We start from the raw sequence: 15,289 nt of genomic DNA, 5'->3' as shown, positions 1-15,289 counted from the left end.
CTGTAACGTGACTGTCTAATGAGTAAAAGCAGGCAGAGAGGGTGTGGATGATTTATGAAGAAAAAACGTTTATGGCTTATTGCGGCCGCGATCATTGCCGCTATCGGAATCGGTTTTGCCTTAATGATCGATAAAGTATCAATAAGTGCCTCATCTATTGCGTTGGCGGAGCAGGGGTGGAGAGCCAACTTTTCTTCTGAGCTCCATTCTGATGCCATCGATAAAGGAAATATCTATTTGACGGATACAGAAGATGAACCGGTCGATGTGGAAATGACGTTGCTCGATAATGGCAAGACGCTTGAAATCCCGGAAATTCCAACAGGCGACTACATTCTGCATGTTGAAAAATCGGCAATCAAAAGGAATTTCCTGAAAAGCCTCGCCAATAGTGAAGTGACGTTTTCGGTTCAGGAAGAAATTACTGCACTTTCAAATGAAGAGGAATTAAAATCCTATTTCAGACAGTTACTTGAATTGCAAAAGAGTAATGAGCGTTACGGAGCTTTTGATGAAGGCGGGGGGGAAACCGCCGAGGAATCTGCATCCAGTGATTCTGCGGGAACGGAGGACGGCGGTGACCATTCCTCAACCAATAATCAGGTGGAAGGCGTCGATGAAGCGGATCTTGTCAAAACGGACGGCTCCTACATCTATTCCATCAGCGATTCGAGGGTCCTCATTACAGATGCGCAAAATCCGGATGATTTAACGTCTGCAGCGGAATTATTGCTGGAACCTGAAATGTATGCGCGGCAGCTGTTTCTGTCGGGTAACACTTTGGTGGTGATGGGAAGCCAATACGGCATTGCACCCATGGAAGGAAAAGTGGAGCAGGAAATTGCTCCGCATATATCCATGACGAGCGTCTTCTTTTATGACATCAGTGATCCGACTTCCCCTCAATTTCTCCGGAAACTGGGGACTGAAGGCGGTCTGAATGGTGCCAGGTTAACAGATGGCATTCTCTACTATGTATCGAATGTATACCCGGATATTTGGAGGATGGAAGAAGAAGATGTTGAACTGCGGCCGAGAATCTTTGATTCAAACAAAGGCAAGGGATTTTCCACATTGCCCTACGACCGTATTTCAATACTTCCCGGAACAATGGAAGGAAGCTACAGTATCGTTTCAGCCATCGATCTGAATGATCCTGAAAAAAATGAAATGGAGACGAGAGGATTTCTCGGAGGCAGTGAACAGCTTTACATGACGAAAGAAAGCCTGTATCTTACTGCGCCTGCCTATGTCTCGATGGAAGAGCAGGACAAAGATGGGGAGGCTGCCATGGACATCTGGATTCCGCAACTGGCGAATACGGAAATCTTTAAATTTGCTTTGGATGGAACCGAGGTCAGCTTTTTGGCTTCGAGCGAAGTGAAAGGATCACTGCTCAATCAGTTTTCGATGGATGAATACAATGGCTATTTCCGGATAGTCACTACCGAAGGGGTGGCATGGGATGAAGCTTCTCCATCGAAAAATCACCTTTACGTCCTTGATGGCGGCATGCAGCAAGTGGGTGCAGTCGAAGATTTGGCAAAAGGCGAGAGAATCTATTCAGCCCGTTTCATGGGAGACAAAGCATATATGGTCACTTTCAAGGAAACGGATCCGTTATTTGTCATCGATGTGGCTGAACCTTCTGCGCCCCGAGTGCTGGGAGAACTGAAAATACCTGGTTTTTCCAACTATTTACATCCTCTGGGTGAAGATCTTCTGATCGGTTTCGGTTCCGACACAAAACTCGTCGCTTCCAAAGAAGGAGAAGCTCGTGTTGTAACTGGCGGGATGAAGATATCATTATTTGATGTCAGCGATTTTGAAAATCCGATTGAAAAGGATACGGAAATCATCGGAGGACAAGGAACCAATTCTGCTTTGCAATACGATCACAAGGCGTTGTTTACCCATCAGGAGAAAAATCTATTCGGTTTCCCTGTCTCTCTGTATCAGGAAACCAATGGGGAATACATCGAGTTTGAAGGAGAAGGGGCAATGGTCTATACGATTACGCCGGAAGGCATTGACCAGACGGCAAATCTCATCAGGGAAAGTTCCGCTCAATACGAGGATTGGAACACCAGCGTCCAGCGTCTCATCTATATCGGCGAGACACTGTTCACCATTGCGAATAGCGAAATCAGGAGCTACGACTTGAATACATTTGAAATCAGGGACAGTATCGAATACTGAATACGGGAAAGGGCGTGCCAGGAAAATTATCCTGGCACGTTTTTTTATGGGTCAAAACGGGAAGAAATAGAGTATTCTGAAAATGAACTGGAGGGATATTAGATGAAGGCGGTTACGTTTCAAGGAGCGAAAGATATTCAGGTGAAAAATGTCAAGGATCCGGAAATTGAGAAAAAGGATGATATAATTGTTAAAATCACTTCCACCGCAATTTGCGGATCGGACTTGCACATCTATCAGGGAGCATTGCCGACGCATAAGGATTATGTAATCGGGCACGAGCCGATGGGGATTGTGGAGGAAGTCGGAGCGGATGTGACGAAAGTTAAAAAAGGCGACCGGGTGGTCATTCCTTTTAATGTGAGTTGTGGCCAATGTTTCTTTTGCGACCACGATATGGAAAGCCAATGCGACAATTCCAACGGCAATCCTCATTTTGACACGGGCGGTTATTTCGGATTTACGGAACGCTATGGCAACTATCCGGGGGGCCAGGCAGAGTATTTGCGTGTGCCTTATGCAAATTTCATGCCCTTCATCATTCCTGAGTCTTCCGAACTTGAAGACGAATCAGTCCTGTTCCTTTCGGATGTTCTGCCGACAGCCTATTGGAGTGTCGAGAATGCAGGTGTGAAAGAGGGAGACACCGTTGTGGTACTTGGCTGTGGTCCGATCGGGCTGATGACGCAGAAATTTGCGTGGCAAAAAGGGGCGGCGCGAGTTATTGCCGTTGATGAACTCCCATACCGTATGGAGCGGGCCAAGAAGATGAACAATGTGGAAATTGTCGACTTCAGCAAGCACGACAATACAGGGGCCTTTATCCATGAGCTTACGAAAGGCGGTGCGCGCATTGTCATCGATTGTGTCGGAATGGACGGCAAGAAGTCCGCAGCGGAAGCGGCACAGCAAAAACTCAAACTGCAGGGCGGCACATTGAGTGCCATCAACATAGCGAAAGACGCTGTCAGCAAATTCGGCACCATTCAATTGACCGGGGTTTATGGCCTGACTTACAATATGTTCCCGCTCGGAAATATTTTCGAACGAAACGTCACGATGAAAATGGGACAGGCACCGGTAGTGCATCTGATGCCGAGGATCTTTGAGATGATCAACAGCGGGCAAATTGATCCGCGAGAAATTATTACGCACATAATGCCGATGGAAGAGGCGAGCAACGCCTATCAGATTTTCAATGACCACACTGATGACTGCACAAAAGTTGTACTGAAACCTTAACTCAGGAAATATAAATTTAATTTGAGCGCTCCGCCTATGCGGGGCGTTTTAATTTTGGTTCATGTGCTGTATGATTAGTGGCGAGTGTAAAGCGAAAGAGGGGGAATAGGTGTGACTCAAGCAGGAGAAGTCAGGAGAAACCTGGCACTGGACTGTTTTCTGCTTGCCGGAAAGATCATGATGGAAAGCGGTGCTGAAACTTACAGGATCGAAGACACAATGATCCGAATGGCGGTTTCCCAGAAAATGATGGATTCCCATTGTTTTGTGACGCCATCAGGGATTATGTTCTCTCCGAGCAATGAAATGACAACCAGGTTTGTCCGCATCAAAAGCCGGGGCACGGACTTGGAAAGAGTGGCGTTGGTGAATGCAGTTTCCAGAAGATTAGTGTCAGGTGAATTGACCTTGCAGCAGGCTTATGATGAAATGCAGATCATTGATCAGACTGATTATAGATTTTCGATACAGATTCAAGTTTTGGCGGCCGCCGTGACAAGTGCCTGTTTCCTGATCCTGATGGGTGGGGGATGGGAAGACCTTCCTTTTGCATTTGTTATCGGAGGCACGGGGTTTTATATTGTCGAAACGATCCTTGTACAAACAAGGGTCAAATTTTTCGCTGAATTTACCGGGGCACTGGCAATCGGATCGCTGGCTTCGCTGGTGATTTACGCAGGACTCGGCCAGGATTTGGATACGATTATCATTGGTTCCGTAATGCCGTTGGTTCCAGGCCTGTTAATAACGAACGCGGTAAGGGACCTGATGGCCGGACATTTCGTCCCCGGTTTATCCAAAGGGGCAGAGGCATTCCTGACTGCATTTGCAATCGGTGCAGGAATTGCGCTGGTACTTTCATTTTAAAGGAGGAATTGGATGAATTGGCCATTGGAAGCCTTTTTGAGTTTTTTGGCTGCAGGAGCGTTCGGTGTTATTTTCAACACTCCGCGCAGAACGCTTGTGAGTTGTGGATTGGTTGGGATGAGCGGTTGGCTTATTTACCGATTATTTTTCGAGGTTTTTGGCGATTCCGTTCAGGCAACTTTTGCTGGAGCATTTGCGGTGGCCTTAGTTGCCCACATACTGGCCAAAAAGTTTAAGATGCCCATGATTGTTTTCAGTATCGCTGGCATCATCCCGCTTGTGCCGGGAAGCAGGGCATATAATTCGATGCGCAGTATTGTGGAAAATAATTATTTTGAAGCCATCTCCTTCGCCGCTGACGCCTTGATGATTTCAGGGGCAATTGCGATGGGATTGGTATTTGCGGAAGTTCTGATGCAAATGGTCTTTAAGCAGCAGGCCAAAAAAATGCAAAAGAAAATCGGTATGACACGGAATTAATTCTGTGGCATACCGATTTTTTTATTGTTTATGAACGTTGGAGCCAGGCTTCCAATTCTTTTACGGTCATTGGGTGGCCGGTGATGTATCCCTGGATGCTGTCACATTCCATGGCTTTCAGCAATTCGAGTTGTTCTTCTGTTTCCACACCTTCAGCAACCACTTGGAGTTCAAGGGATTTGCCGAATTGGATCATCCCGTTGACGAGTTTTTGTATCTTTTCCTGCTGGGTGATCGATTGGATAATGTCTTTATCGATCTTTAAGCTGGAAATCGGTAACAGCAGCATATAACGGAACGAAGCATAGCCGGTTCCAAAATCGTCCAGAGAGAATGAAACCCCTTTTTGATGCAACTGCTTCATCTGACGGACAATCGAGTGCTCAGCCTCCGCTTCCAATGCGAATTTCTCAGTGATTTCGATGGTCAGACGATTGGCTTCGCAGCCGTTGATGGTCAGATGTTCCGTGAACAGGCGGGCCATATCTTTATCCCGGAATTCCCGGATGGATGAATTGATGCTGACGTTCATCGGAATGCCGCGCGAACCCCAGTCTTTCAACTGGCGGCAGACGGTTTCGAGCACAAATTTGCCGATTTCGTGAATCATGCCATTTTCCTCGGCAATCGGAATCAACTCATCAGGAGTTACAATTCCGGCTTCCGTGTCCTGCCAGCGGACCAACGCTTCGACGCGCTCGACATCACCGGTTTTCAGGTTGACCTGCGGCTGATAAAGCAGCTCAAGGTTTTTCTTGTCGAGCGCATGGACGAGGCGGCGTTCAATCAGAGCTTTTCGGTTGAGTCGTTCGTGGTCATCCGCTGTCAAGGCCGAAATCGCACTCCCGCCGCGCTCTTTGATCTTTTTGATCGTCGCATGCGAAGCTTTCATGAGATGGACGAAAGTTTGCTGGTCCTCCGGATAACGGGTGACGGCTCCGCTGACGGTCAATGGTATCGCAGTGCCCTGGATATAGATGGGATGCTGCTGCAGATAAGCAAGAAAACCTTCTATGAACCATTGGCTCAAAGGGGTCACCAACGCGAATTCATGCAGGCCGGTTCTCGTAATCAGCGAATCGGAAAAATACATCCGCAGCCTTTTTGTGAATTCAATCAGTAATTCTTTTTCCGTGTCGCTGTTGGACACATCGCGCAATGTATAGAAGCGGTCGATATCAAAAAATACGAACGAAAAATGCTTTTTCTCTTCGATGAATTCATTGACTACCTGTTCCAGGCGATGTCGATTTTCCAAACCGGTCACAGAATCGATAAAAGCGATCTCTTCCAGATGGCGCTGCGTTTCCTTGGCTTCGGTGATATCTTTCTCCAGGAATATGTAATAGGTTTCAGCGCCCGCAAGCACAATCGGGATGGCGGTCAGGTCTACCCAATACAATTCGCCATCTTTCCTCATTTTTTTGGCTTCACCGTTCCATACTTCCCCGGCTTTCAGGGTTGCCATCATTTCCTCGATCAGCTGATGATCCCCCTCGGAATCGCTGAACATTTGCCAGATGGGTTTGCCCAGGATGCGTTTCGGCGTCCATTTGCTCAATTTCAAAAACAACGGATTCGCGTAAGTAATCAAAAATTCTTCGTCAAAATAAAGCATCATGAACGAAGCATCCAGGCCGCTCCGCAGCTTTTCGAGTTCCCGTGACGGAGAGTCGGCAATCTGGGATTCATCCATTTCAAAAATCGTGAGGATAAACTTCTCTTTTTCTGATTGAAAGACCTTTGTTACAACGGTTGTATATGCCAAAGTGCCGTCGCCCAGCTCAACTTCAACTTCTTCGAGGCGGACGGGATCTTTGCTGTTTACTATCTTTTCCCATGAACACTTATATAGAGCAGCTATATCGGGATTCATATAAGGACATTGCTGTCCTTTCACAGATTCCGATCGGATATGAAAAACTCGTTCTGCGTGGCGGCTGCACCAAACGGTTTGGCCGTTTTCATTCATAATGATTATGGGAAAAGGGATATGGTTGAAAACGAGGTTATCAGCCAATAATTCTTGCAATGCACTCATTCCATAACGCTCCTTTTCCAAAGTCTACTCTCATTATAGGGGAGAAATGGATTATCGTCATCCTTTTCAAAACATTCATGTTTTATTTTAGGTGATAAATGCAATTATTGCCTTTAAAAACAGTCGATTCCAAAAAAAACAGCAGCTGTACCGGGAAATCCGGTCAACTGCTGTTTTAGCGGAAACATGCTGTTATTGATTGTTTTCTTTATACTCCAGGGCGCGGTACATGAAAGTGGCAAATTCTGCTCTGGTTACATCTGTTTCCAGATTAAATTCGGTTTTGCTTACGCCCTCAGTAATGCCGGCAGCGTAAAGCGGTCCAATATATTTTGCAGCCCAGTGGTCTTCAGGGACATCGGTAAATGGATGATCGCCAGCCACATCGATATCAAATGCGACTACCAGCACTTTGGCCATTTCAGCTCGAGTCATTTTTCCGTAAGGACGGAATTTGTTCTGGTAGCCTACGAAAATTCCAGCCTGTTGGGCCTCCATGATTTCATCATAATATCTCATGGTTTGTGGTACATCTACGAATGGGGTAGGTGCCACGACTTTGTTCAGATCCATCGCACGAGTGAACATCAAAGCCACATGCTGTCTGTCGATGCTGTTCCCAGGCTTAAATGTGCCGTCTTCATGGCCGGCGATGATTCCCCGTGCAGCCATCGCTTCAATATATTCCAATGCCCAGGCATACGGTGTACCTGCAATATCAGGGAAGGTAGGTTCCACTGGCTCCTCGGGAGCAGGAGAGGCAGCATCATTTGTCGTGAATCGGTAAATTTCTGAAGTTTTCTTTTCATCAGCTGCATTGGTAATGGTCATGTACCAGAAATATTGAGTCAAAGCCTCCAGTTCATTCCATTCGACGGAAGCTTTGGTTCCGGAAGCCAGATTGCTGACAGATCCAATCGTCTCATCCGTATATACATTAACTGCTACATAATCAGTTGAAACCTGGCGAACTGAAGGAACTTCAACAGGTGCAGTTGGTTCAAGTTCATAAACTGTATCGAAATCCTCGTTGTTGTCATAATAGTAATTATAATCATCGTAGTATGGTGAGTAGGTGTCGAAATCCAATATATTTGTTTCGGGATCGAAAGTCATCAAGCGCATGTAGCCTTCCGCATCTTTTCTGCCCTGGTAGTTGGCAAGCAATTCAACAACCGTACGCGTGGAACCGTCTGAGTCCTCAATATATTTTCTGTTTTCTACAGCTCCAGTAAAGTGGCCGCTGAGAACCATTTTGACGTTTTCGCTCGGTACCACAATACGGTCAAAGATAATCTCACCGACTCCGCTTCCATAATTACCGGGATCTACGTATTCATGTAACGCGAGAATAGCGTTTTTCTCAGAATGCTCTTTCAGCACATCATTCGCCCATTGAACGGTATCATCATCATCTGCGGTTCCATGGCTGAGGTAGACAATGATGAATTCATGTCCCCCGAAGGACATCAAGTCAAAATGATTTCTATTATTGTCCATGTTTCCACCATACCAGGACTTGCCTTCAAAACGGTGTGCACCGGCATATGTGTAATAATTTGTGAAATCTCTTATCCCGGTTTCCTGTATGATTATGTCCCGATTTCCTGCAAGAACACCATAAGGAATACCGGCTTCATCCATGCGTGTAAGGTTTTCGTCAACGACAGCCCACTGGTCCAGTTCCGTAGAAAGATTGACCAGATCACCCGTGTTGATAACATATTCTATATTTCCATTATTATATTCATCGATCATATAGTCAGTCATCGAATCCCAGACTTCTGGCTGGTCCTGAGCGTAGAATTGTGTATCCGTGAACCAGGCTAAAGTGAACTTCTCATCACTGGCTCCGGGAGTGGGTGCATTTGCAGGTGCAGCATCGTGCACCATAGCCTGGACTTTACCTGTTTGGAAGAATTTAGGGTCAGTCAACACTTTTGAAAATGTGACGTTGCCGTCGGTGTTAGCTGCTTTCTCCTCTAATACAACCCATTTTTCGGCATTGTAATCCCAAGCTGAGAGAATAAGCTTTCCGCTCGCCAACGTGTTTCCTTGCCAGTGCAACTCAATTTCATTGCCTGCAGCGAGATGATTGGCCACATCAACTTCGAATCGGTGGAAAGGGAAAGTATTGTTGCCATCGGTGACAGCATATTTATTGTCGGGGTAAGCAGCCGCTTGTTCATTTGTATCATCAAATGCCGTTCCTGCGTCAACTCCAGCAGATAAAGGGTCTATAGCGGATGAGCCCTGGAAGCCGGTGATGCCGTTATCGCTTCCAAAGTCATATTTAAAACCTTTCATAAAGTCGACATTTTTTAATGCCAAACCGTTTGGATCCTTAATAACTGCCTCCAGAACAGCATTGCGGTCAACATTTTCGGCAAAATCTGCCGGCGTGACATTTGTTACTTCTCCAGGACCCACATTCGGTGCCGCTAATGAAACGGACGATAGGCTGGATACTGCCAATAAGGTTGCAAGTGAGACTGTTAAAAACTTCTTCATACTCATCCTCCTAATAGTGTGTATTTCTGCTGCCGCTTAAATGAAAAGCGGGTACAAAGAATTAATTCTGAAAAAATCATCACAGGAAAAGAAATGGAAACAAAACTTATTAATCATATTAACACAAGAAATACCAAACAAAAGCATTTTATCTGAATAAATTGAATATTGTGATATATATTTTTATCTTGAACTTTTTTAACATTTACTTAACCTTAGATTGTTTAAATAAGATGTTTCTTTTACTGGGAGACTGAAATTATAGAGTTTCTGCTGAAATTTTTGCCTTCTTTCAAATACAGCAGGTAAAATGACTACCCGTTATCAAAATATTGTGTAATAATAGTCAACATAAAAGGTTCGAGTTTCGAAATGTTCAGGAGGCAATTCTTTTGAAAACAGTATTTTCCTACACCAAACCCTATACATTTTATATAGTTATCGCATTGGTTCTCATGCTGCTGGAATTGTTTGTGGAATTAGTGCAGCCGCTGGTGATAGCGGGCATCATCGATGATGGGATTGTGGCGGGCGACAGAGATACGATCATCCAGCTCGGCCTCCTGCTGATGGGCCTCTCGCTCGTGGCTTTTGCTTCAGGTGTCGCCAACTCCTATTTTGCAGCCCACGTTTCACAGAGTTTCTCGTTTGATCTGCGGAAGGCGGTATATGGACGAATCCAATCGTTTTCGCTGGCTATGTTCAATAAATTCCCGGCTTCGGGCCTGATTACAAGACTGACAAGTGACGTTACGCTCGTCCAGCAGATTTTATTCATGAGTTTGCGCATCATGCTGCGCGCTCCGTTATTGGTTATCGGAAGCATGATCATGGCGTTTGTGGTCAATCCCAAACTCGCAATTTATTTGGTGATCGTGTTCCCTGTTCTTTTGGCTTTCCTCTATATAATGGTGAAAAAAGGAGTCATCTATTTCAGTTTTGTGCAGCAGCGCCTTGATCGCGTCAACCGGATGGTGCAGGAAAATCTGCAGGCAGTCAGGTTGATCAAAGCTTATTTGCGCGGAAAGTATGAAGCCAACCGCTTTTCGGAAGTGGCAGGCTCACTCAAGAATGACACAGTCAAAGCGTTTCGGATCATGGAAATCATCCTGCCGATTCTGCTTTTCGGCATGAACTTGTCGCTGTTGGCAGTTTTGTGGTTCGGTGCTTTTGAAATCCGGAGCGGTGATGCACAAATCGGTGAATTGGTCGCCATCGTCAACTATGCCATGCGGATGACTGGCGCATTCTCGATGTTTTCTTTCATTATCATGGCTTTTGCACGGTCAAAAGCATCGTCTGAACGCATAGAGGAAATTTTGTTGGCAGAAGATGTCCGTGAAAAAGAACCGGCAGGAGAAGCAGGGATTCTGCGCCGCGGGGACATCGTGTTCGACAATGTATCATTCACTTATCCCGGGACATCTGTTCCCGTATTAAAAAACCTGTCGTTTCACATCAAGCCCAATGAAAAATTGGCCATTATGGGGGCAACGGGATCCGGCAAATCTTCGTTGCTGCAGTTAATTCCAAGATTCTATGATGTCAGTGGAGGCAAAGTGATGATTCACGGCAGAGATGTGAGGGAATGGTCGCTGAGTGCATTAAGAAAAACGATCGGTTTGGTGCCGCAGCAATCGCTGCTGTTTACTGGTTCGATTTCGGATAATCTATCCTGGGGCAAAGAACAGGCGCAGCAGGAAGAGCTTTCAGGCGCTGCTGTGAAAGCGCAGATCCATGAAACGGTGGAACGATTCCCGAAAGGCTATTTCACGCGCGTCGGCCAAAAAGGCGTCAACTTGTCGGGAGGGCAAAAACAACGTCTTTCCATTGCCCGTGCACTTGTCCGGAAACCTTCCATTTTAATATTGGATGACAGCACCAGTGCGCTTGATGTAAAAACTGAAGCGGCTCTGTGGCAGGAATTGGAGCGCGAGGAAGCCACAATGCTCGTCGTCACCCAGAAAATCCGAACGGCGATGCGGGCCGATCACATTCTCCTTCTGGAAGAAGGGGAAATTTCGGCATACGGCACTCATGCAGAGCTGCTTGAGCGCTCGGAACTGTATCGAAAGATTGCCCTGTCGCAACAGGAAGAGGAGGTGGATGAATATGTTTGATGCCATCCGTCGCCCATTCGGGTATGAACCACTGATTCGGAAGGAAGATTTGAAAAAAAAACCTGACAAGAAAACGGAACGGGCTCAAAATTGGAAATCCACATTGCACCGGATCTGGAAACTGGTTGATGAACAACGGTTTCTGTTGATTGTGGTGCTGGCTCTTGTATTTGTCAGTTCTGCCTTGGCTCTTCTCGGACCTTATCTGGTCGGGAGAGTGCTGATTGACCAACACATTATTCCGGAGCAATTCGGGGGGATGGGCATCATCATTTTTTGGCTGGTGCTTATTTATCTCGGACATTCAATTTCGCTGTATCTGCAGAACTATTGGATGGTGGGAATCGCCCAGCAGGTTATTTTCCGGATGCGCACAGGGCTGTTCGAGCATTTTCAAAAACTCCCGGTATCATTCTTCGACAAACGCCAGCACGGCGAATTGATGAGCCGCATGACGAATGACGTCGAAAATGTTTCGACAACCCTGAATACGTCGTTCATCCAGGTATTCTCGAGCATCCTCACGCTCACGGGAACCGCTGTGGTCATGTTCCTCCTCAGCCCGTTGTTGACCCTGCTGACGTTTATCATTATTCCGCTGATGTATGTATCTGTGCAATGGATAACGAAAAGGACTGGGCGTTTGTACAAAGAACAGCAGCGTGCGGTCGGTGATTTGAACGGAATGATCGAAGAAACCATTTCCGGCCAAAAAATCGTCAAGGCATTTTCCCAGGAACCGCGGGTCATGGACGAATTTATCGTAAAGAGCGAACGGCTGCGGCGCGCCGGTTTCTGGGCGTGGACCTATGCAGGCTTTATACCAAAAGTGATGAACTTTTTAAACAATGGAAGTTTTGCCATTGTTGCCGGAGTCGGCGGTATCCTGGCATTGAATGGATCGATATCAATCGGGGTTATTGTGATATTCACGGAATACTCCCGCCAGTTCACCCGGCCGCTGAACGATTTGGCGAACCAGTTCAACACCGTCCTTTCGGCGATTGCCGGGGCAGAGCGGGTGTTCGCTATTCTGGACAAAGCGGAAGAAAAAGATGATCTGGTGAAAAATGCCGATAAGGAATTTTCGGGTGAAGTCCAATTCGACAATGTATCTTTTAAATACGAAGACGCTGAAGAAGACTGGACCATTCGCGACGTCAGTTTCTCCGTCGGCATTGGACAGACAGCTGCACTTGTTGGTGCTACAGGTGCCGGCAAAACGACGATCATGCAACTGCTGGCCAGGTTCTATGACGCCAATGAAGGTGAAATCCGGATAGACGGGACTCCGATTTCATCGATGCCGCGAGAAACGCTGCGCAAGCAGATTGCTTTTGTATTACAGGATCCTTTCCTGTTTGAAACCTCCGTTTATGATAATATCCGTTACGGAAAACTGGATGCAACGCAAGAAGAAGTGATTGAAGCTGCGAAAGGAGCCAATGCCCACGACTTCATCCTCAAGCTGCCGAATGGCTATGATACGGTGCTGGAAGGCGACGGCTCCATGATTTCACAGGGACAGAAGCAGTTGCTGTCGATTGCCCGCGCGCTCATTGCGGATCCGGTCATCCTGCTGCTCGATGAAGCGACCAGCAGCATTGATACCGTGACCGAATTGAAAATCCAGGAAGCGCTCGAGCGGCTGATGGCCGGCCGGACGAGTTTCGTCATTGCGCACAGGTTGAATACGGTGCGCCAGGCAGATCTGGTTTTCGTCATGGAGCTGGGGGAACTGGTGGAAGCTGGAACGCAGTATGAGCTGCTGGACAAAGGCGGCTTGTATGCGACGATGCTGGCGGATGCAAAACTATAGCAGAAATCCCGGGGGATGAGTACTCAGCCTCCGGGATTTTTTATTATATAAGGAAGACTACTCTCTTTGCGGATATGATACGATAAATAGAAAAGGACAGGTGGTGCAAAGATGGAAATTTCCCTTTCGATTGCTTCGTTTCCACTGGATTCTGAAACGATAATGGATATGAACGAACTCTTGGAGCACAGTGAACAAGATTACCGCAAACCTTTATATGAATCCAGTTGGCCGCAAGCCGATGCCAAAGGTTTTGCCGTACTCGCCTATACGGAAGAAAACGACTTGCTCGGTTTTGCAGCAGCTATGGATCCGATTGGATTGGATTCCTATGAATGGTCTGCGTTTGTCCATCCGGATTTTCGCCGGTTGACCATCGGCTCAGCTTTGGCGGGCGGAGTGGCTTACGGCCTGGAGCAGCGGCAGGCGGCGGAGGCACTCGCAGCTTTTTTTGAAGAGGAGGGTGCTAAAGCTTTTATGGAAACTCTGGGCTATCAGCCGGATTTCAAGGAAATCGAACTTGCAGCAGAACCGCTGTCAGGATTTACGCTGCCGGAATCGACGGCTGTCAGCCCATATGACGGAGAATTGCATGCGCTTGAAACGCTAATGGCTGCAGCTTTCGGCAATGACGTCATTCCTGTTGTCCACTATAATTTAGAAAACAGCGCGAGAGCTGTTTTCCTGATGAAGCGGGAATCGGAAGTGGTGGCAAGCGCTACGCTGATCGAAGAAGGTGACAGCGATCTCTGGATCACCGCTTTTGCGGTAAACCCGGCTGAACAGGGGAAAGGCTACGGCAGGGCTTTTTTGTTATGGTGCCGGCATTACGCGGCGCAGCAAGGAAAAAAGCGGGTTGTCCTTGAAGTGGAAACTGACAATGATGCAGCAGCAGTCTACAGGAAGGCGGGCTTTACTGCTGTCCATACTATTGCCTACTGGAAAAAGGTGGAGTAAAACGCTGTTTGAAAAAACCATCCAAAGCAAGAGGGGCCACATTCCGTATCGATATATGAGGCTCATCCACATGAGTAACATCTGCTGGATTTCTAAAGGTTAAGGTTAATCAATAAAAGAGGAATAAAATTCAGCCCAGTTTACCCAACAGTTGAGAATAGACAAAGCAGAGCTCAAAGGAGCCATTCCGATGGATAAATACAATAACGGCCAAAATATTGCAGCCGCATCCGAAAAAAATATCAGAACCGACTTTAAGGAAAGCATGACCTACGGAGAATATTTGCATCTGGATCAATTGCTGACTGCCCAGGACGGCGTCAGCGGCCATCACGACGAAACACTTTTCATCGTGATCCATCAGGTGTCCGAACTCTGGATGAAGCTGATTCTTCATGAACTGCGTGCAGCGATCCGCAGCATCGAAGCGGACGATCTGCAGCCGGCATTCAAACAAATGGCGCGTGTTTCCAAAATTCAATCGCAAATCATAAATGGCTGGGACGTGCTGGCAACGATGACGCCGGCAGAGTATATGGAATTCCGGGACGATTTGGGCAATGCCAGCGGCTTTCAATCCTACCAATATCGGATGATCGAATTCGCGTTGGGGTATAAAACCAAGCATGTGCTGAAAATCTATGAAAAAGATCCGGCTCTTCTCGAGGAATTGACAGCAGCATTCAATGCACCCGGACTATACGATGCCGCTATTCAAAAACTGGCACGCAGCGGCTTTGCCATAGATAAAGAAGTTCTTGAACGGGATATTACGACGGTTTACGAACCGAATGACAGTGTCAAAGAAGCGTGGATAGCAGTTTACCGTGATGTGGAAACGCATTGGGAATTGTATCAAATGGCTGAAAAGCTGGTCGATATAGAAGACTGGCTCCAGCAATGGCGCTTCCGGCATATGAAGACGGTGGAACGTATCATCGGGTTCAAGCAGGGGACAGGCGGCTCATCAGGGGTCCATTATTTGAAAAAAGTGCTTGATCAATATTTCTTCCCGGAACTATGGGAGATACGGACTGAGATTTAGGAGGGGTC

General features: G+C 46.8%; 10 protein-coding genes. 8 read left to right on the top strand and 2 right to left on the bottom strand.

What is annotated here, in order from left to right:
• The first annotated feature begins 54 nt into the window (after window positions 1-54).
• The 4 genes from DIJ65_RS01800 (at window position 55) to DIJ65_RS01785 (ending at window position 4,788) form a co-directional block, all read left to right on the top strand.
• Window positions 55-2,199, top strand: a complete 2,145-nt coding sequence (locus tag DIJ65_RS01800) for a beta-propeller domain-containing protein (RefSeq protein WP_117299595.1) — start codon at window positions 55-57, stop codon at window positions 2,197-2,199.
• A 102-nt stretch (window positions 2,200-2,301) separates the two neighbouring features.
• On the top strand, window positions 2,302-3,441 hold the full coding sequence (locus DIJ65_RS01795) for a zinc-dependent alcohol dehydrogenase (RefSeq protein ID WP_117299597.1): 1,140 nt from the start codon (window positions 2,302-2,304) through the stop codon (window positions 3,439-3,441).
• 111 nt (window positions 3,442-3,552) lie between these two features.
• Entirely contained in the window at window positions 3,553-4,308 is a 756-nt protein-coding gene (locus tag DIJ65_RS01790) for a threonine/serine exporter family protein (protein ID WP_117299598.1), read from the top strand.
• 12 nt (window positions 4,309-4,320) lie between these two features.
• A complete protein-coding gene (locus DIJ65_RS01785) occupies window positions 4,321-4,788 on the top strand; it encodes a threonine/serine exporter family protein (protein WP_117299600.1) in 468 nt (155 codons plus the stop codon).
• A 28-nt stretch (window positions 4,789-4,816) separates the two neighbouring features.
• On the opposite strand, the gene DIJ65_RS01780 is transcribed toward DIJ65_RS01785, so the two are convergent.
• The gene (locus DIJ65_RS01780; protein ID WP_071151839.1) at window positions 4,817-6,829 is read right to left on the bottom strand and encodes a sensor domain-containing protein; all 2,013 of its coding nucleotides are present in this window, start codon (window positions 6,827-6,829) and stop codon (window positions 4,817-4,819) included.
• A 192-nt stretch (window positions 6,830-7,021) separates the two neighbouring features.
• Window positions 7,022-9,340, bottom strand: a complete 2,319-nt coding sequence (locus tag DIJ65_RS01775) for an S-layer homology domain-containing protein (RefSeq protein ID WP_185959472.1) — start codon at window positions 9,338-9,340, stop codon at window positions 7,022-7,024.
• A gap of 392 nt (window positions 9,341-9,732) precedes the next feature.
• On the opposite strand from DIJ65_RS01775, the gene DIJ65_RS01770 reads away from it, so the two are divergent.
• The 4 genes from DIJ65_RS01770 to kynA all read left to right on the top strand — a co-directional run bounded on the left by DIJ65_RS01770 (window position 9,733) and on the right by kynA (window position 15,281).
• Complete coding sequence (locus DIJ65_RS01770) at window positions 9,733-11,460, top strand: ABC transporter ATP-binding protein (protein WP_071151840.1); 1,728 nt, start codon at window positions 9,733-9,735, stop codon at window positions 11,458-11,460.
• Window positions 11,453-13,279 (top strand): ABC transporter ATP-binding protein, encoded by a 1,827-nt coding sequence (locus DIJ65_RS01765; RefSeq protein WP_117299604.1) that lies wholly within the window; start codon window positions 11,453-11,455, stop codon window positions 13,277-13,279. Before DIJ65_RS01770 ends, DIJ65_RS01765 begins: the two co-directional genes overlap by 8 nt.
• Window positions 13,280-13,390: 111 nt before the next feature.
• Window positions 13,391-14,236: a GNAT family N-acetyltransferase gene (locus DIJ65_RS01760; RefSeq protein ID WP_071151842.1), complete on the top strand. Its 846-nt coding sequence runs from the start codon at window positions 13,391-13,393 to the stop codon at window positions 14,234-14,236.
• Window positions 14,237-14,426: 190 nt separating this feature from the next.
• Window positions 14,427-15,281, top strand: a complete 855-nt coding sequence (gene kynA / locus DIJ65_RS01755) for a tryptophan 2,3-dioxygenase (RefSeq protein WP_117299605.1) — start codon at window positions 14,427-14,429, stop codon at window positions 15,279-15,281.
• Window positions 15,282-15,289 lie beyond the last annotated feature (8 nt).

It is taken from the genome of Planococcus salinarum (assembly GCF_007004625.1).
Lineage (GTDB): Bacteria > Bacillota > Bacilli > Bacillales_A > Planococcaceae > Planococcus > Planococcus salinarum.
The sequence above is the reverse complement of the archived record's forward strand: the minus strand, read 5'-3'. Positions and strand labels throughout refer to the sequence as shown.

Bases quoted from the DNA above. Each gene is read 5' to 3' on its own strand.
- DIJ65_RS01800 (WP_117299595.1), top strand. From the start codon at position 55: ATGAAGAAAAAACGTTTATGGCTTATTGCGGCCGCGATCATTGCCGCT.
- DIJ65_RS01795 (WP_117299597.1), top strand. From the start codon at position 2,302: ATGAAGGCGGTTACGTTTCAAGGAGCGAAAGATATTCAGGTGAAAAAT.
- DIJ65_RS01785 (WP_117299600.1), top strand. From the start codon at position 4,321: ATGAATTGGCCATTGGAAGCCTTTTTGAGTTTTTTGGCTGCAGGAGCG.
- DIJ65_RS01780 (WP_071151839.1), bottom strand. From the start codon at position 6,829: ATGAGTGCATTGCAAGAATTATTGGCTGATAACCTCGTTTTCAACCAT.
- DIJ65_RS01775 (WP_185959472.1), bottom strand. From the start codon at position 9,340: ATGAAGAAGTTTTTAACAGTCTCACTTGCAACCTTATTGGCAGTATCC.
- DIJ65_RS01765 (WP_117299604.1), top strand. From the start codon at position 11,453: ATGTTTGATGCCATCCGTCGCCCATTCGGGTATGAACCACTGATTCGG.
- DIJ65_RS01760 (WP_071151842.1), top strand. From the start codon at position 13,391: ATGGAAATTTCCCTTTCGATTGCTTCGTTTCCACTGGATTCTGAAACG.
- kynA (WP_117299605.1), top strand. From the start codon at position 14,427: ATGGATAAATACAATAACGGCCAAAATATTGCAGCCGCATCCGAAAAA.